The 23,423-nt window shown below is 42.4% G+C and carries 15 protein-coding genes; 8 read left to right on the forward strand and 7 right to left on the reverse strand.

Annotated elements, in window-relative coordinates; translation table 11 throughout:
- Window positions 1-5: 5 nt before the first annotated feature.
- The 5 genes from QK890_RS10875 (at window position 6) to QK890_RS10895 (ending at window position 4,478) form a co-directional block, all read left to right on the forward strand.
- Window positions 6-845, forward strand: a complete 840-nt coding sequence (locus QK890_RS10875) for a glycosyltransferase family 2 protein (RefSeq protein ID WP_032543466.1) — start codon at window positions 6-8, stop codon at window positions 843-845.
- Window positions 846-864: 19 nt separating this feature from the next.
- A complete protein-coding gene (locus QK890_RS10880; RefSeq protein ID WP_032543465.1) occupies window positions 865-1,887 on the forward strand; it encodes a glycosyltransferase family 4 protein in 1,023 nt (340 codons plus the stop codon).
- Entirely contained in the window at window positions 1,874-2,638 is a 765-nt protein-coding gene (locus QK890_RS10885; protein WP_032543464.1) for a glycosyltransferase family 2 protein, read from the forward strand. Before QK890_RS10880 ends, QK890_RS10885 begins: the two co-directional genes overlap by 14 nt.
- Window positions 2,639-2,657: 19 nt before the next feature.
- A complete protein-coding gene (locus tag QK890_RS10890; RefSeq protein WP_032543463.1) occupies window positions 2,658-3,380 on the forward strand; it encodes a CpsB/CapC family capsule biosynthesis tyrosine phosphatase in 723 nt (240 codons plus the stop codon).
- A gap of 657 nt (window positions 3,381-4,037) precedes the next feature.
- Window positions 4,038-4,478, forward strand: a complete 441-nt coding sequence (locus QK890_RS10895; protein ID WP_005781122.1) for a cold-shock protein — start codon at window positions 4,038-4,040, stop codon at window positions 4,476-4,478.
- A 228-nt stretch (window positions 4,479-4,706) separates the two neighbouring features.
- Here QK890_RS10895 and QK890_RS10900 read toward each other — a convergent pair whose 3' ends face one another.
- From QK890_RS10900 to QK890_RS10925, 6 genes are all read right to left on the reverse strand, one after another.
- Entirely contained in the window at window positions 4,707-5,606 is a 900-nt protein-coding gene (locus tag QK890_RS10900; protein WP_122142522.1) for a ChaN family lipoprotein, read from the reverse strand.
- Window positions 5,587-8,451: a pitrilysin family protein gene (locus tag QK890_RS10905; protein WP_250716886.1), complete on the reverse strand. Its 2,865-nt coding sequence runs from the start codon at window positions 8,449-8,451 to the stop codon at window positions 5,587-5,589. The genes QK890_RS10900 and QK890_RS10905 overlap by 20 nt, the downstream gene beginning before the upstream one ends.
- Window positions 8,438-9,628, reverse strand: a complete 1,191-nt coding sequence (locus QK890_RS10910) for a DUF4929 domain-containing protein (protein ID WP_122296292.1) — start codon at window positions 9,626-9,628, stop codon at window positions 8,438-8,440. Before QK890_RS10910 ends, QK890_RS10905 begins: the two co-directional genes overlap by 14 nt.
- 29 nt (window positions 9,629-9,657) lie before the next feature.
- The gene (locus QK890_RS10915) at window positions 9,658-11,106 is read right to left on the reverse strand and encodes a RagB/SusD family nutrient uptake outer membrane protein (RefSeq protein ID WP_367627333.1); all 1,449 of its coding nucleotides are present in this window, start codon (window positions 11,104-11,106) and stop codon (window positions 9,658-9,660) included.
- A gap of 13 nt (window positions 11,107-11,119) precedes the next feature.
- Window positions 11,120-14,170 (reverse strand): SusC/RagA family TonB-linked outer membrane protein, encoded by a 3,051-nt coding sequence (locus QK890_RS10920; protein ID WP_122296294.1) that lies wholly within the window; start codon window positions 14,168-14,170, stop codon window positions 11,120-11,122.
- 388 nt (window positions 14,171-14,558) lie between these two features.
- Complete coding sequence (locus QK890_RS10925; protein WP_122142527.1) at window positions 14,559-15,401, reverse strand: hypothetical protein; 843 nt, start codon at window positions 15,399-15,401, stop codon at window positions 14,559-14,561.
- 153 nt (window positions 15,402-15,554) lie between these two features.
- Between QK890_RS10925 and QK890_RS10930 the strand changes: the two genes are divergently transcribed.
- The 3 genes from QK890_RS10930 (at window position 15,555) to QK890_RS10940 (ending at window position 22,136) form a co-directional block, all read left to right on the forward strand.
- Window positions 15,555-17,000, forward strand: a complete 1,446-nt coding sequence (locus QK890_RS10930) for a CCA tRNA nucleotidyltransferase (RefSeq protein WP_022010978.1) — start codon at window positions 15,555-15,557, stop codon at window positions 16,998-17,000.
- Window positions 17,001-17,264: 264 nt separating this feature from the next.
- Window positions 17,265-19,367: a WD40 repeat domain-containing protein gene (locus QK890_RS10935; protein WP_022010977.1), complete on the forward strand. Its 2,103-nt coding sequence runs from the start codon at window positions 17,265-17,267 to the stop codon at window positions 19,365-19,367.
- 3 nt (window positions 19,368-19,370) lie between these two features.
- Window positions 19,371-22,136 carry a caspase family protein gene (locus tag QK890_RS10940; protein ID WP_032543456.1) on the forward strand — a complete coding sequence of 922 codons (2,766 nt, stop codon included), beginning with the start codon at window positions 19,371-19,373 and terminating at the stop codon, window positions 22,134-22,136.
- An 83-nt stretch (window positions 22,137-22,219) separates the two neighbouring features.
- On the opposite strand, the gene QK890_RS10945 is transcribed toward QK890_RS10940, so the two are convergent.
- Window positions 22,220-23,383 carry a Xaa-Pro peptidase family protein gene (locus tag QK890_RS10945; RefSeq protein ID WP_005781100.1) on the reverse strand — a complete coding sequence of 388 codons (1,164 nt, stop codon included), beginning with the start codon at window positions 23,381-23,383 and terminating at the stop codon, window positions 22,220-22,222.
- Window positions 23,384-23,423: the final 40 nt, after the last annotated feature.

Genomic DNA, 23,423 nt, shown 5'->3' on the forward strand with positions numbered 1-23,423 from the left:
GTAATATGACTTGTTCATTAATACTTTGTACTTTGAATCGAGTTGAGGAGGTCGCTGAGTTTTTTCAATCATTAGTAATTCAAACATTTAAAGATTTTGAATGTATTGTTGTTGATCAAAATGAAGATGATAGACTGGATTCTATTATAAAAGAATATTCTGATAAAATTACAATAAAACATATCAAATCTATAAAAAAAGGACTTAGCTTAAATAGAAACTTAGGTTTAACTTATGCTTTAGGTAGTATAGTTGCATTTCCAGATGATGATTGCGAATATTTGTCTATAACATTAGAACAGGTTGTTTCTTTCTTTTCTCATAATGAATGTTATAGGCTCTTTACGATCAATACAGTTAGTAAAACAAGTAATATATGGTATAATAGCCAGCGAAGTAAAGTGCAATTGAATAATAGAAATTATTATCGGTATGCTATTAGTATGGGGATTTTTGTAAGATATAGAAGCTTATCAGACTTGTCGTTTGATGAACAATTGGGTGTTGGATGTTATTTTGGTGCGGGAGAAGAAAGTGATTTCATTTCTAATTTATTAACATTGGGCTATGATGGTATATATGATGGAAGTATGTTTGTATATCATCCATCAGAAGTGCCTGTTGTAGCTCTTAAAGACCGGTATATAAAATATAGTTTAGGCTATGGTGCGTTAATGAAGAAAGAAATAATTTACAGACATAAATATTATATGTTAGTAAAATTAATCTTTGACTTGCTGGGGAGAATTGTTGCTGCATGTTTGCCTATAGAAAAGAGGAAACTTTATTGGTATTCTTTTAAATATAGATTATTGGGATATATTAAATATACTATAAAGAAATAATAGATGCTAATTATAATTTATGAACGTATTTTTTTACTCTAGTGTACGTACTAAAAAAATGTTTTCAATTCAGAGTTATTATAGAAATGATATCTGTATCTTAAGAAATTTAGGGTATAATGTTCATTTAAGTAACTCTATATGGGATTTTCTATGTTTTTGGAAATATGATATTGCTTTTTTATACTTTTATAAATATAGTTTTTTTGCTGCATTCTTTGCCAAATTATTTAGGAAAAAAGTATATTATACTGGAGGTATCGACTATTTGGAAAAAACATTTGCAACTGCAAAGCAAAGATTTCTTCAAATTATTTTTTTTAAATTATGTAATCTTTTGTCGGATAGAAACATAATTGTTTCATCAACTGATTGGGAAAATATTAGAGAAATTTATTATGATAAAATACCGAATAAATGTAGTCTAAGTTTTCACTCAATTGATTATTCTAAATTTGAATATACAGAAAATTTTTCAAGTAAAAAGAAAATTATTTCTACTATAGCTTGGATGGTTAATCTTGATAACGTGTTTAGAAAAGGAGTTGATAAATCTATCTTGGTTTTTTCTGATTTTATAAAGGTATTTCCTGAGTATAGGTTGGTGATAGCTGGCCCTCCAGGGGCTGGGAGCGAATATATTCTAAATATGATAAAGCAACTTGAATTGGAGAATGTGGTTATCTATAAAGGGGCTATTTCAGAGGACGAAAAGATTGAGTTATTAAAAGATAGCCGATGTTATTTGCAATTGTCAAAGTACGAAGGATTCGGCATAGCTGCGATTGAGGCTTTAGCAGCAGGAGATCAAGTGATTCATAGTGGAAATGGAGGTCTTAAAGATGCTCTTGGGGTATATGGGTATAAAGTTGATATTGAAGATAAAGAGCAGGTTTTGAACACATTATTAAATATATGTGAACATGATATTGATGTTGAGTTTACAAAAAAAGGAATAAAATACGTTGCCGATAATTTTAGTTATAATAAAAGGCTTTCTGATTTTCGGAAAATTATAGGTGAATACCATGCAAAATCTTAAGATATCTTTAATAACGACTTCTTATAATAGTGAGACTACCATTAGTGATACATTGTCTTCCGTTTTGTTTCAATCATATTCAAATATAGAGTATATAATTGTTGACGGTGGTTCAAGCGATGAAACGATTGCAATAATAAAAGAATACGAACCTCTGTTTAATGGACGATTGAAGTGGATTAGTGAAAAAGATGATGGTATTTATGATGCTATGAATAAGGGAATACAGATGGCTTCAGGAGATATTGTTGGGATATTGAACTCAGATGATTTTTTTACTTCTGATAATGTTTTAGCTGCTATTATTGCTGAATTTGACAGATATTCTCTTGATGCAGTATACGGTGATGTTCATTTTGTGAGATCTAATAATTTGCATAAATCTATTCGTTATTATTCTTCTAAAATATTTAAACCTAAACTAATGAGATTAGGTTTTATGCCGGCTCATCCAAGCTTTTATTGTTGGAAAGATTGTTTTCTGAAATATGGCTTTTATAAGATTGATTATAGTATTTGTGCTGATTTTGAACTCTTGTTACGCTTTATTTATGTTCATAAAATAGTCACTAAATACATCCCTATGGACATGGTGACTATGCGCGTAGGTGGTGTTAGTACTAATGGTCTAAAGAGTCATATTAAAATATTGAGAGAGCATTTACGTGCGTTTAAGGAAAATGGAATAAGGGCTAATCTTTTCTTACTGGCTATTAGATACTTTTATAAAGTAACAGAATTTATTAAATAGGAAAGAACTTTACTCTTTTATGATTTTTGGATTTTTTTCTTTGGTACATACCGATTTTCAGCCTTATTTACTTCCTAATACGGATGCATGGGCTTTGCCTGAGGATAAAGCGTTGGATTTATTGGCTTATCTTGAACAGCAAGGTGTCAGGCAGATCTACTGTGTACCTCCGGTAAAGGTGGAAAATGGAGGGAATGCTTTTTCTTTTCTGAAAGATGCCTTTCAATATTTACAGCAGCAATACTCCGGTAATATCTCTCTGCGTTTGTCGGCAAGATATCGTTTGGATGAAGGATTTCCGGCTTTGTTGGAGAAGGGAGATTTGTTGGCGATAGGAGGGGGGAAGGAGTTACTGGTAGATGTATCTCCTTTAAAACAGCCGGAAGGACTCAGTGAGATGATTCATGCCATCTGCCGGTCGGGTTATATCCCTGTCTTGATGCAACCGGAACGTTCACTTTATTGGGGAACGGAAGACTATCTGCACTTGCGGGAATCGGGATGCAGGCTGATGCTGAATCTATATTCCTTGTTCGGTTACAATGGTGACGGAGCGTTGAATTACAGCCGTATGTTGTTGAAAAAGGGTTGGTATACATATCTCTGTTCGGGCAGGGAGGATACAAAGGTGATGCGATACAGTGAATCGTTTTCGATGGAAGATGATGACGATTTGGCGATGAAATTGCAGGAGATAGAAAGAAACAGCAGGCTGTTGTGGTCTGCTACGGAAAACGGGTAACGGCGGTTATTCGTGTTTTAGGCGGCAGCCGGGATTACCGTAACAGGTGATTCCGGCTGTTTTTATATAATATCTTTGAGCCTCTTGAGAAATCAATATCTACTGATATGCTCAGTATAAATTAAAGGAATTGAAATTGTGCAAATAAGTAATTATCACGGGAAATATCCGTTACTTTGCTGAGAAGTTCTGTACTCACCCTGCCATAATAGTAGGAAGGTTGTAACATTTAAAGGTAATACCTTATTGGCAGGATCAGGAACTGATAGAGAAGGTCGATCTGGATAGTGCCGTTAAGTGATTGCGCTATCTGGCAATTCCGGTTCCATCACGATTGGGACCGGAGAATTAGGAATAACCGAATAATATGTGTATATTTGCCGTTACTAACATTGGGTTTATACTGAAATCTTCTTTGTGCGTGATTGTTTTCCGCTTTATTCTGCGGCTTATGGCATTCCCCAATCGACATCATTATTTGCTGCTTTGTTCAGGATAAAAGCATCGCGCCTATGTGCTGCTGGCATTCGGCGTAGCGTATGATCTGGATATAATGATGAAATCGTTTGTTTATTGGTGTGTGTGACATAAAACTGCCTATCCGGCAATCAACATGTAAAAGAACAGGCGGTATTGATTCAGACATAAAATTATTGAATGGTAAAAAAAATAACAACAAGTAAACGTGACAGGGAGAAGCTAAAGGAGCAGAAACGTAAGGAGAAGCAACAACGTAAAGAGGAACGCCAAAGCAGCGGTCCAAGTTCTTTTGAGGATATGATTGCTTATGTAGACCAATTCGGTGTTTTGCATTCAGTGCCGCAGGAACGGATTGAGGAAGAAGTCGATGCATCTCATATCGAGGTTTCTGTACCCAAACAAGAGAATGTGGAAGTGGCTCCTCACATGGGGCGTATCGAGTATTTTAATGCTGCGAAAGGCTATGGTTTTGTGAAAGATACGGATAATGGCGAAAAGTATTTCTTCCATATCTCTTCTGCCCCTGCAACAATTGCTGAAGGTGATAGAGTGACATTTGAAATAGAGCGCGGTATGCGTGGAATGAACGCTGTACGAATATCAGTAGTGACTGAATAGCAGGAACTTTCCGTAGCTTTATTCCCAGGCCCTAATCGTACCTTGATATTGAATTTTGCTTGAAATGAACGCTTTATAAGAATTTTGTTTGAACTTAGGTTATACAAAAAATGAAATACCAAAGCGATGATCCTCTTCTCCGGTATCGATATAGTGATTTTAAAAAACGATATTGATGCCGAAGAAGAGGCAGATATTTTATCCGGGGGGGGACGAAGGCTTCGGTAGTTAGTAACTGTTTACCATGTCTTCGGGTACGCAGATGTAAAAGTCTGCCAAGCCTTTATGATCGTCATCCAGTTTCCGGATGGATTCTTGACGTACCGAGGTTACCGTCACTATACTTGTATTGGGGCGGTAACGGAGCAGATAAGGGATGATGCCTCCCTGTCGGTTGGAATGATAACTGCCGTTGATATGCAGGAATTTATTTTTGATATTACGGGCTATGAACCATCCCATTGTAGCATCTTTTATGGCTTGTGCCTGTGCCAACTTCCGATTGTCGCCGGCACGGCGTCCTCCCATCATGTTCATCATACTGAAAGCTGCTGCGCTTTGGGCTTCATCATATTCGAAATCGATCGGTAAAGGAGCTATATATCGTTTGGCTTCCTCGGATAACGAGTCGAGTGCTTCGAACCCTTTATTTTTTACAATGTTGGCGTAGCGTCTCGGGATATTGGTTGCAATGAATGGAATGTGATGTTCTTTGGCAAAGAAAACAACCGGATAATAGTCAGTCCGGTAATTATCCCATAGACGGGCTTCGGCCTCAAAGCGGTCGTAAGAGATCTTTTGCTGCATGTATTCGTCAAAAATCAGTTGATTGTCACTTTCGAACATTTCGGCTCCCAGCATCAGTTGATCTTTATGAATGTTATAGATAGAACGGGTTATTTCGAATTCCAGCCAATGGGTGATGGGGCAGTTATGCAGTTCCCCGAGGAAGATAACATCATAGCCGGAGAGTCGTTTGATTAATTCTCCGTAGCTGATTTGTTTTCCTGTGTTGTCGAACAGGGTATAGGCCGGTTTGTCCTTATCATCCTGAGAGAAGGCTGACTGCTGAAGGAAACAGCACAGACAGAGCAGGCATAAAATCTGTTTAATGGTTTGAAGTATCATTTTTCAGTTTGTTTTTGCTTAAATATAAAAGGATATAATTCTCGGTATCCAGATAGCGACGGAATGCTTCGCGGAGCATGGCGGGAGTGATGCTGTCGAGACATTGTTCGTAGTGATCGAAGTCGCTGATGGTTTCACCGTTTTTTAGTAAACCGACCAAGGCGGTTCGCCAGGCAGAAGGTGATTCTTCGTTTAACGCTTCGCGTTTGGCTATCAGAAATGAACGTTTAAGGGTATTCAGTTCTTCATTATCCACTTCTTGCTGTTTTAATTGGTGGAGAATCTCTTTCAGCAGCTGTTCTATTTGAGGCATGTTATCGTTATCGGCGGATGCATTGATGTCAAAGTAGAAAGTTCCTTGTGGGATGCCTTCGTACATTAATGAAATGTAAGGAGAGTAGACAAGGGATTTTTGTTCTCTGAGGACGGAGATCAGACGGTTGCGAATAAGGTCACGCATCAATTTTAAAGTGAGTGTGTTTTTTAATCCCGGTTGATAGTGGCCGAGGAGAAGATAGTCGAACAGTGTCTGAGTGTCATTGTCATTGGGAAAGCCTTCTATATGCTTTCTGACGGGAAGATTGAAATGCGGATAAGAAAATCGGGATAAATGTGACGAAACGGGAATACGTCCGAAAACGGAGACAAACTGTTGCATGAGAGTGTCCGCATTGAAATTGCCGCAAATGACATAAGTGGTTCCTTGGGGATTCGTATAGAGTTTTTTATAAAAGGCTGCGATGGAATCCAGATTAAGACTTTTGATCTGTTCGGACGAAAGCTTCTGGGAAGAACGGGCGAAACCGGTTCCGGTCAACTCGTCCATACGGGCGGATAATAACCGGTCGGGACTTCGTCGCAGCATTTTCTCCAATATCGTTTCTTTGTCTTGATTTTCTAAAAGATCCTGGCGTATTTCCTCAAATTCGTCATATTTTAATTCGGGATCGAATATCTTTTCATAAATCAGATTGAATAGCTCGGGAGCATTTGCAGTGGGAGACATGCCTATGAAGCCATGCCAGTGATTCTCGACTGCCATGGAAAGTGAGATTTCTTTCCGGAAGAGGTAATCGGACAAAACTTGTCCATCTACTTTTGCGATATTTCCCATATCTATGTATCCGGCAAATCCCTCTAATAAAGGATACTCTTCGTCGGATAGGGAAGAAGTGCCGAAAGGTGCAAAAGAGGTGATCAGTAGGCTGGAATCTGCCTCGAGGGTAGGTTTGAGGACTAACCGTATGCCGTTCTTCAGTTCTACTTCACGAATCCTGTTTTGCGGATATTCTGTTTGTCGTAATATAGATGCGGAATCAAAAGGAAAACGGGCTGCCAGACATGGAGGAGTTTCTATGTCGATCTCTTCTTGTTTTTCAGGACGGAAATAAAGAAAGGGAGTGCATTCGACTTGCTCGCCTTGGGTCCATGCCGACGCTATTTCGGTTTCCGATAACGGGGCTCCCAGTCCCGGATGGGTTGAACAGGCTACTAATAGAGTTTCTTCGCGGTAAGACATCCACTCCTTGAGCAGTGCTTGCAAAGATTGGCCGGAGACACGGGACATGGCTTCTTTGAGTTGCTGCTGTTGGGATGGATCGGTCAGATAGCGGTCTCCCGATATGACGTAATCGGCGAAATCGTCACACCACATGGAGGAAGGACGCGACGGGGAACCGGTGGGCGATTTCATCCGGTGGCAAAAATTGTTTTTAATATCTTGTAATTCGTCCTCTTGCCATCCGTTGCGTATCAGATCATTCAACAGAGATACGGTTGCGGAAATAGATGTAAGTATTTCTTTTCTGTTTTCTCCTTCCACTGTCAGAACAAAGTGGTTCTTGTCACTTAAATACCATTGGTCTGTAACATCGGTTTTTAGTTTCCGGGCACGGAATCGTGAAGAAATGGCACTGACGAGCAGGCGTCCTTTTTCCTTTGTTATAGCGTCTTCCATGGTGCGCTCTACTGTGCAAGGGTGTGGAATCATTAATTCGACTTTTGTACGGGTTTGCAGCGAGTCTCGTATGGAGGCCAGATGGATTCCCCGGGTGTACTCTAACGGGTAGGTCCGGAAGTCATTGACCGGACGTCCGGGCAGGGATTTGAAACGTTCTTTGATTTTAGATTCGATCTCCAGGGGAGATATGTCGCCTACAATGACCAATGTTGCCAAAGAGGGTATATACCATTTGCGATAATAATTTTTGAGCACTTGCGGGGTGACCTTGCGGATATCGTCTGTTGTGCCCAAAGGCATACGGTGACTGAATATGCCTTGTCCGATTTTGAGCGGATAGAAATCGTCTTCCGGATCGAATCCGCGTAGTTCTTCAAGAATGATTCCTTTTTCATTCTCTACTTTTTCCGGATCTATAGTGACACCGTCCAACCAATCGCATAGGATTAGTAATGAACGATCGAGAACTTCGTCTTTGGCATGATCGGTGGGAACTGCGAACATATAGATTGTACGGTCGAAACCGGTGAAAGCGTTGATATCTTGTCCGTACTTCATTCCTAAGGACTCGAGATACTCTACTAAAGAGCGTTTAGGAAAATGACGGGTACCGCCGAAAGTTACGTGTTCGAGGAAATGGGCACAGCCTTTCTCTTGCTCCGTTTCTTGTACGGAACCTACCCGCATGATTAGCCTGAACTCTACTCTGGATGCCGGAGAAGCATTGTGCAGGATAAGATAGTGCAGTCCGTTGGGAAGGCGTCCCTCTATTGTTCCGGGCGGAAGAAGGATTGGACTGGACTGTGGGCAGGCTATACATGGGAGCATAGCAGCTATGAATATAGCTGCTATGTATAAATATCTGTTTTTATTATTTCTTTTCATAAACTACGGTTATGCGTGTGTATCCTCCGGCGTTGACATGGCTCAGGAGAAATTGATAAGTCATTTTATCTGTGGCAAAGTCTATGTTTCCGGTGGATTTGATAAAGTTTTCGGGGGTATCATAGTAGTCGGAATTGACAAGATCGTAGCAGTTGAGGTAGTAAGCCGGATCTGCGGAAGCTCCCTGGTCATTGATCTCTTTAATTTCTGCGTTTCCACTTTCCAGGAGCTTGTTTTGACGGTCTAAAGCACTGAATTGGTAGGTAAATGGAACGATGGTAATAGGAGCTCCATAATAGTTTTTTCCCGGACCCAGATATTCCAGCCGGGTTGAAGTGGAAGTGATGTCTTTGAGTCTGATTGCATCCAATGATACGGCAAATGTCTCTTTACTTTCTTTATTCCAGTTGAGTAGTTTCATCAGTTTTTGCGGTTCCGGCTGCTGAGTCCAGAATTCCGGATCTGCTACGGTCTCGGAACGAAGTACAAAGTATAAATATTCGGTTAGTCCGAATGGATTGTCTGTCATCTTTAATACCGGCATGTCTTCTGTGGCCTGCTCACTGAGAGTGATGACGGTCTTGCCATCATATTCTTTCGTAAATGCTGCTGCAAAGGGTTGGAGATACCCATCTGCAGGACTTTGCACAGTGGTATGGCAAGAGAGGACTCCGAGCCATTTATTCAGGTCAATGCCGTATTTGGTCTTATAACCTTTGATTAACGCTTTTTGCTGAGGGGACAATTCCGGAATTTTAGGGTTGGGCTTGACACGTACCTGCAATGTTTCGTTTAACATTAAATTATCGGTAGGGAATTGAGAAATTCCGACTTGAAAGTATGTATCCTCGGTTAATAAATTCTTTTGGTTGGAAACTACTTCGAATGTTGCAGAACGTTTTCCGGCTTTAATCGTGACGGGATTGTTCTCTAATTTTAGAACTCCGTTTTTATCATCGGGCAATTCAAAGTTGAGTACGAGGTCCTGTTCACAGGTCAATGTTAAATCTACATTTACTGTTAATGGAATGTTTTCGGACTCGGTAATAACCGGGGTTTCGGCAGACAGGTAGATTTTGTTGATTCCTGTATATTTATTTTCTTCTCTATCGTCTTTGCATGACGTGAAGGCAGGCAGTAGGCAGATGCCTACTGCGTAGATAAACAGCTTTTTCATTATAGTTTTTATTTAGTTTAGTATTTTATTTATTTTTCGATTTTGGTCCATCCTGCATTTTGCGATATATTTTCGTTATATAGATATTCGCCTTTCGGAATGGGGAAAAGCCAACGGTAGTCGTCTGGTTTGATTGGTTTATTTTTCATTGCGGCAGAGAGATTCCAATCGGAAAGCAGACTTTTCCGATAGCGCTTTAAATCAAAGTAACGTTCACCTTCACCGGCAAATTCTTTCCACTTTTCCTGAAGGATAGCTTTCAATAGGGGAGCACCGGAAAGTGATGTGTCGAGCAAGGGAGCTTCACGTTGGGCCAGGTAGTTGTTTATCACTTCCAGAGCCAATGCATCGTGACCTTTCTGGTCTTGACAATAGGCTTCGGCAAGAATAAAGCAGATGCCGGATACACGAAGTTTGTTGATATATTGTATAGGTTTATAATTCCAGTTCTGTTTGTTGTATTTTCCCAGATATAGTACCGGTAAGGTCTCGCCGATGCTTTCACCAGGCATTTTTTGGGGATAGACCGTTGCTTCGTAACGGATGTCATTGTCAGCATATAATTGGGTGAGTGTGGAGTTGATCGTGAAGTAGTCGCCTTTCTTCCTTTCGTAATTCATATCGGTATAATATGAATTGGTGGTATGCAGAGAAAAAATACATTCATCGCATGGTTCTTGTTCCCATAGTTTTTTATAATGTACGGGGGCCAGGACATCGTATGCATTGGTTGAAGACAGGATTTTTAAGGCATATTCTTCGGCTTTATCGTAATTTTCGGCATAGAGTTCTAAAGCTGCCAATAGATAATAAGCACTTTGCCGGGAAAACCAGTAGACCTGTGAAGGTCGGTTGTCTACAGTAACTGCTTCGGTCAGTAATTGGCGGATAGCATTCACACATTCACTGATGCTCGAGCGTTTTAGAAAGGCAAGTTCGAACCGCTCCTTTAAGATGATTCCGTCTTTTTCGGGACCTTCCGGATAGGTGGGGGCAAAAAGTCTGAGCAGATTGAAGTAACAATATGCTTTTAACGTTTTTGCTTCGCTAACGATGCATTGCAACTCTTGCTTGTCACTGTCTGAAATAGGGGATACATAATGGATGCGCTCCAGTACCGTATTGGCTATGCCTATGGCTGAGTAGTATTTTTCCCACAGAGAGTTCGATAAGTCCTCCATCGGTTTAGGATGCCATTTATATAGGTTATTCAGGTCGGCATTCAAGTTTATTAAAAAAGTAGGCTGGAAGTCGTCGCTCAATACGGATAAACTGAATTCCGGCTTGGGAATTGCATCATAGGCCGATGCCAATAGTTCGCGTGCGGCGGTTACTGTGGTAATGGCATCCGGATCTGAATACTGATTCTCGTAGGGGATATTGAGCGAACAGGCTGTACAACTGAGTATCAATATGCAACAGATTTGTACTTTGCGTATTGAGCGTTGGAAATTATTTATTATTGGGTTCAGGTTCATATATTACTTGTATTTAGAAAGTCAAACTAAGATTGATGGTTAATACGGGTTGCATAGCTCCGGCTAATGAACCTGTTTCGGGATCGGACTCTTTATAAGGAGTAATCATAAAAAGGTTGGATGCCTGAAAGGCGATATTGGCATATTTTATGAAATGACAGTTTTTCTCCAGAAAGGTGTGTGGAACCCGGTAGCGTAGCGACAACATGGCCAATTTCAGATAATCGCTTTTCCCGACGGTTTCTGTATTGGGCTGTTGGAGTGAAGCATTGGCAGGAGATATGTAAAATGGAGAATGGTATATTTTTCCTTCATCTCCTCGGTGGAACCACATGTTTTCTAATTGCTTTTGAATGGCATTCTTATTGGCACTGTCAGCTGAACGGATATAAGAATAATTGTAGGGTTTAATGCCGCCGAACACATAGTAAAAGTCCATATCCAAATCGAAATTCCGATAGGAGAAATTCAGGTTGAATGTACCGCTGTAGGGAGGAGTGCTATGCCCCAAAACGATGAAGTTTTCTCTGGCCGGATTTTGTGTCGGGGAAATCTCACTTCCATCGGCTCCTTGAAATACCGGAAGACCGGTGATAGGGTTTATGCCTAATGACTTCAGTCCATAAAGCATGTTATAGGCTTTTCCGACTTCATAGTCGGGAGTCAGGGCGGTTTCGCTGGTGTATAAACGGTCGGTATAGTACAGGCTGATTACCTTATTACGGTTGTAGGCCAGTGAACCGCGTAAAGATACACGCCAGTCCGGTGTATCGAGCACTTTTATTGCGGCGTTCAGTTCATAGCCTTCATTGCGTAATACACCGATGTTACGTTTCATGGTATTGAAACCGTTGGAAAGGGGGATGGGGACGTCCAGCAGTGCATCACTCGTTTCGCGGCGGTAGAGATTGAGACCTAATGTCAGCCGTTTGAAGAATTCGATGGATAGACTGAAGTCTGTTGTGGAAGTCTGTTCCGGTTTCAGATCGGTATTATAAAATCCGAGTAACTGTAGCAGACGGGCATTTCCGTAATAATTGGTGGAGTAGCTGAAGGTGCCGATTGTGGCGGAGGCAGATACTCCGGATAGGTTTGCCATACGTCCATGGGAACCTTTCAGGTTCAGGAGAGTGATGACCTTATTATTTTTCAGGAAAGGGTATCGGCTGAGGGTCCACCCCAAGCCTATGGCCCATGCTGCATTCCAGCGCTTGTCTGGAGGGAGAACGGAAGAAGCGTCGGCTTTGTAAGTAGCAAAAAGGTCATAGGTGGAATCGAAACTGTAGCCCATGACTACCCCGAATCCTAACTGAGCCGTTTTGTCCAGAAGCGAACTGGCTGTCGGCTTCCGGGCTCCGGTGATGGAGTGGTTGATTGCGTTTAGTGACATTTGTGTCCCCACTCCGTATCCGGTGGCAGATATGTTATCTGTCTGGGTCAGGTAGTAGTCCATGTTCCCACCGATTGTCAGGTCGTGTCTTCCGGCGAATGTCTTGTTGTAAGTGATACGTATATTGGAGGAAATATTGGTCGTTGTATTTTTTTCTTTTGTTAATTTTCCACGTTCGGCTATCGCGATTCCCATTTCCCGCTCTGCTATAGACGTGGAAGGAACAAGCGTAAGGGCTTCGTTCAGAAGGAAATCGATACCGGTCACTGCATCTATCTCCAAACCTTTGAATGGTCTTAAGTTGAAACTTCCGCTTACTCCGCCACGTTTATCGGTAGATTTACTATGGTATTGGCTCATCAAATCATTTAATGTGTATTCGGATGATTTTTCGGAGTAGGAGATTAATTTACCGGTTTTGGTTTCATAAGGGTTAAGTTGATAAACCAGATCTGTAGGGGAATGGGTACTGCCGTTGGGAGTATCGGTTGCCGAATAACCTGCATCGGTGCTTAAGGAAAAATATCCCCAGTTTCCCAGTTTCTGATCGAGGCTCATACGGGCGGTGAAACGTTGAGTGTCATTACCCGGTACTCGTCCTCCCTGCTTGGCATAATTGGTGGATATATAATAAGATGTCTTATCTGTTCCTCCTTTTATGCTAAGGTTATGGCGCTGGTAGATGCTGCGATGTATCAGTTCATCAAACCAGTCGGTATGGATATTCTTTAATGAATCGAGTACTTGTCGTCCTTCTGCGATTAACTCGTCGAGGTTGGGGGCGGTAGCATAATATTTCCGATAGTAATCTTCACTGTATCTATATCCCGGAGTCGATATATTCTGTAAACGTCTTTCCAATTCTAATTTTTCTTCGCTATCCATCATTTTGACTCCTCTGCGTCCACGGGTGGTGATACCTATATTGAAACTGTAACTGGTGGTTAACCTTCCGTCGGGATTGCCACGCTGGGACGTGATTTCTATTACACCATTGGCTGCTTTTATGCCGTATAAAGCACAGGCTACGGCGTCTTTCAGAACCTTTATTTCTTGAATGTCGGCCGGGTTAAGAGTCATGAAGGCATCGGATGATATTACTTTGCCGTCCATAACGTAGAGAGGTTCGTTGGCCATATCTCCTTTACGGAAAGATGAATTTCCGCGAATACGAATTTCCGGTTTGGAGCCCAGGTCGCCGGTATTGGTAATAATCAGGCCGGGTACGGCTCCTTGTAGGGCGAGGGACATATCGATCATGGGCTTACTGTTGAGACGTTCTACGTCGACTCGTTGTACAACGCCGGATTTGGCACGAATATCCAATTCGTTGATATTCTGCCGGGCAACGATGACCACTTCATCCAGTGCTTTGGGATCTTCTTGCATGGCTGCATCTTGTACTTTCTGACCGGTGTATTTCACACGTATCTCTTTCATTCCTATGAAAGAGAAAAGAATTAGATCGTTTTCTTTCCATTTGCCACGTAACAGATAATGCCCGTCGGTATCTGTTACTGTGCCGAATTGGGTACCTTTAATGCGGATAGTGGCACCGGGAAGCGGTTCGTTTTGATGATCCGTAACTGTTCCTGTCAGTACAATATCTCTTTGCTGAGCATAAGTAGTAAAGGTGGAAAGGATGATAAAAATAGAAATGATTACTGCTTTCATATTAGCGTTCTATCATATGTACTCAAATGTTTCGGGGGACAAAGATAGATACAATGAATAGTCTGTGTAATCGCTACACATAATGAACTTGTTCTTGAAAATACCTAAAAATTGCTATCTTTATTTTAATTTGAACTCTGTATTATTGGGGAAATTCATGGGATGAAGAGTGGGGGCATGGAATGGAGAGGTGTTCGATAATGGATACCGACAGGATAGAGGAGAATAATCGGGAAGGTGTTTTCGGAGGGAATGAAAATAGAGAGGTACAGGAAGAGTTCACCACAGATTGACAGATAGAACAAATAAATACGATAGCCTGTGAGCCGTATTTCTGTGTGATCCGTTAATCTGTGGTGAAACAGACTTTTGAGGCACTTTGTTATCTTTATTTTTCCGCTGCTTCTTCTTTTGCCTTTTGTTCCATCTTTCTTTTCACAAATTCTATTTTCAGGTTGGCTTCTTCTTTCTCCTGTTGAATTTGACGAATGGCTGAAAGGAGTTTGGACAGTTCGTAAGTGCCGACGAGTGCTTCTCGGTCGGACGGAGTCATGGTCGTTGTGAATTTACGTTCACCGATATATTCTATACGGATATTCTTTTTATCGCGGTTCATGTAGAGGAAACTGAGGACGTTGCCGTCTTCTCCCATTTTGTAGTCGGCTTTTTCGATTTTTTCTCCCAGATCGGTAGTCTCGTAACTGTCGTTGGACGCAGGGGTTTCAGCGAAACTTCCGTCTGGTGCTATCACTTTGACTGCTACGTGGTGGATATTGCTTGGGCCGCAATAGATGGATGTCAGTGTCATTACTCCCTGTTCGTTCACCTGGAAGCGGAGGAAGGAACGATGCAGGTTTTTCTCTACGGTTTGGGTAGGCCAAAAGTAGTTACCGATTTTTTGATATTCTTCGTTTTTCTCAAAAGTATATTTATTCTTGATAGCTTCGAACTCTTGCTGTTTGACTTGTAGCATGCTATCCAGATATATAAGGCTTTCTTGCTGTTCTTTCAGTTCTACCTGTTGCATCAGTTTGATACCTTCTTTACGGGTATCGAATGCCTTTGGATACAGAATTTTAATACTGTCGATCTGCAACTTGGCTTCGTTGTAGTCGTTGCGTTCAAAAGCTGCGCGGGCAGCTGCAAGCTTTTCACCCGCTTTCTTCTCGATGTTGTCACCACAAGCAGTCAGCAGTGACAATGTACATGCCAGGACAATCAGTTTTTTCATTTTGTTGTTCTTTACTTAGAAAGGGCAAAAATACAAATTTAGACTGAAGAGTGGAAAGTGAAGAGCGAAAAGTTGTACCTTTGCGGCCTAATTAACTGTAAGGTGTTAGTAACAGACTACCACCTTCAATCACTGTAAAAAAGAAAAATGAAGATGATAGAGTTGACTCAGGAGGAATTGAAGCAGCATTTCAGTGAACCCATTTTCGGACAGATCTCGGAGACGGCCGATATGTTGGGATTGGAATGTTATGTGGTGGGCGGATATGTCCGCGACATTTTTCTGCAGCGTCCCTCTAAAGATATAGATGTTGTTGTGGTGGGGAGTGGCATTGCTATGGCCGAGGCGTTGGGTAAACGTCTGGGACGGGGTGCGCATGTTTCTGTTTTTAAGAATTTCGGCACGGCACAAGTGAAATATCACGGAACGGAGGTGGAATTTGTAGGAGCACGGAAGGAATCGTATCAGCGGGATTCACGCAAGCCGATTGTGGAGGATGGAACGTTGGAAGACGATCAGAACCGCCGGGATTTTACGATCAATGCTCTGGCTGTCTGCCTGAATAAGGAGCGGTTTGGGGAACTGGTCGATCCGTTCGGAGGCATGAATGATTTGAAGGAAAAGGTCATTCGTACTCCTCTCGATCCGGACATAACGTTCAGTGACGACCCCTTGCGCATGATGCGCTGTATCCGTTTTGCTACCCAACTGAATTTTTACATAGATGACGATACATTTGAGTCTCTTTGCCGTAACCGGGAACGGATTGAGATTATTTCACGTGAGCGCATTGCGGACGAGCTGAATAAAATAATGCTTTCACCTATCCCTTCCAAAGGTTTTATCGATTTGGACAGGAGTGGGTTGTTGGCGTTGATTTTTCCGGAATTAGTGGCTTTACAAGGGGTGGAGACCCGGAACGGGCGTGCCCATAAGGATAATTTTTATCATACGCTGGAAGTGCTCGACAATATCAGCAAGGTGACAGATAATCTTTGGTTACGTTGGGCTGCCTTGTTACATGATATCGCCAAACCGGTGACTAAACGCTGGGAACCGAAGGCGGGGTGGACTTTTCATAATCATAATTTCATAGGCGAAAAGATGATTCCGAATATCTTTAGGAGGATGAAGTTGCCGATGAACGAGAAAATGAAGTATGTGCAAAAGATGGTAAGCCTGCATATGCGCCCCATCGTGATAGCGGATGATGTGGTGACGGATTCGGCTGTGCGTCGTCTGCTTTTTGAAGCCGGAGATGACATAGACGACCTGATGACACTTTGTGAGGCGGATATTACTTCAAAGAATACGGAACGTAAACAGCGCTTTCTAAATAATTTCCAGCTGGTTCGCCGGAAGTTGAAAGATTTGGAAGAGAAAGACCGTGTCCGTAACTTTCAGCCGCCTGTGAGTGGGGAAGAGATTATGGAGGTGTTTAATCTGGGACCCTGCAAGGAAGTGGGGTCGTTAAAAAGTGCTATAAAAGATGCTATTTTGGACGGAGTGATTCCCAATGAATACGAGGCTGCTTATTCATTTATGCTTCAAAAAGCTAAGAAAATGGGATTGAATCCCGTACGAAACGTGGATAAATAAATGCAATAAGTTTTTGTCTTTTTCGATTTCCGACTAATCACGTAAGGAAAGGGAATATATGCTATAGAGCAGGTTTGTAACGGAAAACCGTTACAAACCTGCTCTTTTTCTACAGTCTTTCTGTCTATTCTTTTTTCATTTCTATGTATTAACAACTAAACTTTACGGGAAATGAAAAAAAAGGAGTTTCTGTTTGTGATAGATTGCAGAATTAATGCTTATTTTGCAAAACACTATTAAACATAAACTAAATCATTTTAAGGTATGAATAGGATGAAATGTGGATTTTACACTTACAGAGGGATTGCTTTTTGTTTTGTCACCGCGATGTTCTGCGGACAAGCAATGGCACAAGTTGTAGAAAAAAGGGGGTTTGATTCTCAGAAAAAGATTAATGCGTTTGATAACACGACTTTTTGTACTGCTTATTTGTCTGACGGATCGTTGTATACCATGCGCGATATCGCGATTAATGATTTACGCAAAATTGAGCGTATCGTATTTAATCCGACGGGAAGTTCTATCGCCGTGTTGAGAGCGAAGAATCCGGTAAGCATTTACTCTTTTCGCGACAGGAATAAGAAGCTTTTCGAATTGAAAGAGAAACGTAAAAAATTGAAAGCCAAACCGCTGCCGGTATCCATGTGTTATGCTACCGATGCCCGTAGTTTCGTTGTAGGTAACTCGTTAGGGGAAATCGTTATTTATGATACGAAAGAATATATGCCATTGGCTTATATCCAGGGAGATGCTCCGGCTACTGCACTGGCTATGAGTTCGAACAATTATTTTATTGCAGCAGGGACAGGACAGACGATTAATATCTGGAACTTCCAGACAAAGGAGTTGAGAAAAGCGATTCCTATGTCGGCAGTTGTCAAAGAACTGACTTTCTCTCCGGATGCTTCGTTGCTGGCAGTAACCACGGAGGATAATCACCTGACCATTATCGATACGAAAAACTGGGATAAGGTGGACATCTTCGATAAGTTGGGGGGAACGCTTAGTTCTCCGTCATTCCATCCCGAAGGAAAATACATCAGTGTGGTAAAAGATGGGAAGAATATCGAGATCATCAACTTGAAGAATGGTGTCATAGAGCAGGAGATTGTAGATCCTATAGGCGGTGTTACCGGTGGACGTTTCTTTAAGAACAATCAGAATAGCGAGGTATTCATGCTAACCAATCGTACGAAGCAAATGGTCTTCTGGGATGCGAACGGGCTGAACCCATTCTATGGAAAGATTATGGGTAAGGAAGTAGACGCCAAGATGAATGAATGGGTGAAGATGATGCAGGGAGAATCGATGGAGGATTATGCTATCCGTGTGAACGATGAAACCCGTGTTAAACAGCAGCAGTTGTTTGCTCAGGAAGTTGCTACGGCATTGGCGGGTGACCGTATCTCAATGGATAATCCTTTTGTGGATGGATATGATGCTGCTAATAATATGTTGAATATCGGTTTTAAGGGGTTGCCGTCTATCGGACTGGAAGTTCCGGCTAACGAGGCAGGGGACTTTGAGGAAGGTAAAATGAAATTCTCGAATGCCGTATATGTGCTGAATGATAAAGATGAATTTGAGCTGGCCTATGTGGAGGTTACCAACGAAACGACCAACAAGGTTTATATCTATGACAATATCGGACGGACGAAGTTGACTGCTTTGGAAGCGGATGAAAACTTTGTCCCTCTGGAAATCATGCAGCAGGCTACCCGTGAGGAAGCACAATTGGCCGAAATAAAGGAACAGGTGATCGAAGAGAAAAAGCAGGATAAACTGATTACCGATAACACACAGATCAATGTGAAGACAGAGGTTATTCCGGGTGTGGATGCTAACGGCAAAAAAATTCTCAATTATAAAGTGGGTTATCAGTATGAGGTGATCAATAAAGAGTTTTCTGCTAAGGAAGACTTCCCGTCCGGTGGTTATAACATTGAACGCTCAAATGCCGCCATGTCTTTGATGAAGATTATCAAGAATGCTTTTGAAGGCGATTTCTCCAAATATTTATCAGAGGGTAAGCAGGTGAAAGTGATTATTACCGGTTCGGCCGATGCGGCTCCGATTCGTGGACGCCTGGCTTATGACGGACGGTACGGAGAGTTCGTGGACGAGCCATATTACAAAGATGGCAATCTCGACAATATCACGGTGACCAAGGCTGCCGGAATCACACAGAACGAACAACTGGCACTGATGCGTGCTGCCGGTGTGAAGAGTTATATCGAAAAGAATGTGACAACATTAGGTAATACGAAGAACGACTACGAATATCATGTGGAAGTAGCTAAAGAACGTGGTGGAGAATTCCGCAAGATCAATGTAGAGTTTGTAATTATGGATGCATTTCAACAATAAACGATGAAAAGATTTTTTTTACTGACAATCATTCTCACTGTTGTTATGGCCGGTAAAGTGGGGGCGCAGGATGCGTCCTCCGCTTCTAAGCGTGCCAACCAACAGTATGTGCTTTTTGAAAGCGAGCGCGATAAAGGAACGAATGTAACGGCTATGTATGACTATCTGCTGGACAGTTACGCGAATTTCATGAAGGTTGTGGAGGCACCGAATAACGGTCAGTATATAGGGGGAGCAAAGAATAGGCTAAAGGCATTGTATCCTTATCTGCTGAATGGGGCGGTATATTATTCGGAACAGAAACAGCCGGCTAAAGCATTGGATTTTGCCGCTGCATATATCGATATGCCGCAGATGCAGTTGTTCCGCAGTGAATTGTTGCCGAAAGATAACCGTTATGCTTCGGTGGTTTACTATGCAGCGGTATCGGCCTTTAATCTGGAGAAGAACGAACAGGCGCTGAGGTATTTTCAGGAGTATCTTAATACCGGTACGGAAGCTCAGCAGAAGGACTGTTATGTTTATATGAACATGATTTATCAGAAGCAGAAGAAATATGCGGATCAGGAACGCGTGCTGGAACAGGCTATTGCCAAATATCCGGTGTCACTCGATTTCTTGTATAATCTGGTGAATGTACATATCGCCACCAATAATATGGAAAAGTTGATTGGTGCGATTGACCGCATTCTGGCTGTGGATCCGAATAATGATAAGGTATTGCCTATCAAGGCGCGCATTCTGGAACGGCAGGGAAAGAATGTGGAGGCACTGGATATCTACAAACGCTTGTATGCACTTCATCCCGAGAGTTTTGAATTGATGACCGGTGTGGCACGTGCCAACTTCAATTGTGCTACGGAGATCGTAAACAATGGGGCTACCATTGCCAATGATACTGAATATGCATTGGTACGTCAGCGCGCATCGGGCTATCTGATGGACGCTAAAGATCTTTTCCTGAAGATATTGCAGAAAGATCCTTCTTCCAAATTGTATATGCAGGGACTGGCAGGCGTATATCAGTATATGGATATGAAACCGGAATATGAAGTGCTTTCTAAGATAGTTCAGGACGGAGCTTCTTATACCGCTTTTCCGTCCCGGCTGGCTGCTTACAAAGAGGCGTTGAAGAAGACTGAAAATATAGCTCAGGAACAGGAGTCTGTTCCGGTACCTGTGGAACCGGCCATGTTGGTAATCAAGATGGATCAGTTTACGGATGCCAATAATAATAAGGTAATTGATGCCGGAGAGAGTTTCGCTTTGCAGTTTACCATTGAGAACCAAGGTAAAGGAGATGCGTATAATATACGTATCCGTTTGGCTGAGCAGCAGGGATATGATCAGTATTTCGACGGTCCGCGTGAGTTGGACGGAGGCAATATTCCGGCCGGGAAGTCCAAACAGTATACATTCCGTTATCTTGCAAAGAAAGAGTTGCCCACGAGCCTGGCTAAGATCAACATTTATGCATTCGAAGCGAATGGATTTGATGCCGATCCTTCGGAGCTGATTGTGAATACTCAGGAATATGCAATGCCTCGTTTGCGCATTGCCGACCATCAGTTCTTTGCGTCTGAGGGTACATCTATTACTTTGGGTAAAAACGGAAAGCTGACGGTTGCCTTGCAAAACTTTGGAACACAGACTGCGCGTAAGGTGAAGGTGAATTTCACATTGCCGAAGAACATATTTACTACCGATTCTCCGGAAATGACAATTGATAGTATTGCTCCGGGGGATGTGGCTGTGCTCGATTACGGCTTCCTGGTGAACAAGCGTTTTGATGAAGATTCCGTGGCCGTAATGCTGGCGGTAACGGAGTCTACCCGTTCAACTTTCCTGAACGAGGCTTATAAAGTGAAAGTGGGAGATTACCTGTCTTCTGCCGCTTCTATCAATCTGAGTGGAAATGTGGCTGCACGGAAGGTGAATGTGAAAGACTTTTCGCTGAGTTTCAAGAGTGAGTTGATGGAGGATGTCCCTGTGGGAGCTGTGAACCGCCACCGTTATGCTTTGATTATCGGTAATGAGGATTATAGTATGACCGGTGCCAATGCTGAAATTAATGTGCCTTATGCCGTAAACGATGCTGTGCTGTTCCGTGAATATTGCGTACGTACCTTTGGGGTACCCGACGGGCAGATCAAGGTGGTGCCGAATGCTACTGCCGGTATGATGCACGAACAACTTGACTGGTTGGTGAACATGGCAAGCACCGATCCGCAAGCCGAACTGATATTCTATTATTCCGGTCATGGAAATAATGACGAGGCTACTAAGGAGCCTTATTTACTTCCGGTGGATATTACAGGTAAGAATATCCGTCTGGGTATTTCATTGTCCGGACTGTATAAAAAATTGGCTACTTATCCGGTGAAGGGGGCTTATGTATTCCTCGATGCTTGCTTTAGCGGTGGTTATAAGAGTGCTGCTCCGCTATTGGCACAGAAGGGCGTGCGTGTTGTTCCGAAAGTGGGATTGCCGCAAGGAAACACATTGAGTTTTTCGTCCAGCAGTGGCGATCAGACTTCAAGTGTTTACCATGAAAAGAAGCAGGGATATTATACGTATTTCCTGATAAAGACGATCCGTGACGCTAAAGGTAACCTTTCCATGAAAGAGCTGTTCGAAAGAACCAGTATTGCAGTAAAACGTGCTACTGCCTTGATCGATAAAATTCAGGAGCCGCAATGTATGGTTTCTCCTACATGGGTGGGATGGGAAAACATTAAGTTGGAGACTCCGGTAACAGAAATTCCTTAGTAAAGTTAATAGTGATATGAAAAAGACGGCTGTGGTGTGGAAAGCACAACAGTCGTCTTTTGGGTATCTATTGGGATTTGTTTTTATTGCAACTCAATAATCTCTTCGTTACAGATAGTAAGTTTCTCTACACCCTCTTGTGTTACTGTCCACGAGTTTTCGATACCTACGGGACCTACACCCGGAATTACAATCTTAGGTTCGAGAGCGAAGACCATTCCCGGTTCCAGTTCTTGTTTCATACGGGGGGCAAGCACCGGAGCTTCATTAATTTCCAGACCGATACCATGACCTATGAATTTTGCTTGCTGGCCGATACCCATGAACTTGTCGGCAAAACCGGCTTTGGTCACTATATCGATGGCTGTATTATATAAATCCTCGCATACAACTCCGGGCTGAGCCATAGATGATACGGCGTCCTGTATGTCGAGACAGACCTGATGGGCTGTATACGCTTCATCACTCAACTTACCAATGGAGAATACGCGGCTCATATCGCCCATATATCCGTTAAAGTTTCCTCCGAGGTCTACCATCACACTTTGACCTTCTTTTAGCAGGCTTCTGTTGAGTCCTCCCGGGAGAGCCGGATCCAGTCCTTCACCTCCTAAGGCGAAATCGTATGGAGAAGGGAAAGCAGCGTTGTCTCCGGTCAGTACACTGCCCATAAAGATTTCCATGCTCTGACCGAACACACGAAAGATTCCCAGGTTACCTTGCAGACGCATCAACCTTTCTATTTCGATTGAAAATTCCAGATCGGTCATTCCCGGACGGTAAACAGAAGGAATCTGTTCGTAAGCTTTGGCGTGAGCTACACCCGAACGGCGGAATAATTCCACTTCTACAGGAGTCTTGATGCTACGCGCTTCGCGGATTAACGGAGTTCCGTTTACAATTTCCGACTCTGGGAAAACAGCGGCAAGGCGATTGTACTCTGTATATGACAGTTCATCGCCTTCCAGCATCAGTTTCTGAGGGGCAGGCAATCCGCTTTCTTTAATCAGATCAAGAATCTGTTCCGGTTTTCGGATAGGGAAGACGTGTTCGCCGGTAATATTGTTGGGGCGTTTGATGAATAACAAGGCCGGTGAGTGGAGAGGTAAGTAGAGGTATCCGCTGACAACACGGCCATACGTATAGAGCAAGTTTACATTACAAGTGATGAGAGCGGCATCAATGTTTTGTTGAGCCATCAGCACGCGAATTTTATCGCGGCGCATCTTTAATTCGGGTTGTAACATTTCGTAACAATTATTTGGTTTCGAAATGCAAAGTTAGGCT

Origin of the sequence: Bacteroides sp. NGMCC 1.200775 (assembly GCF_040798045.1) — a bacterium.
GTDB classification, from domain to species: Bacteria; Bacteroidota; Bacteroidia; order Bacteroidales; family Bacteroidaceae; genus Bacteroides; species Bacteroides hominis.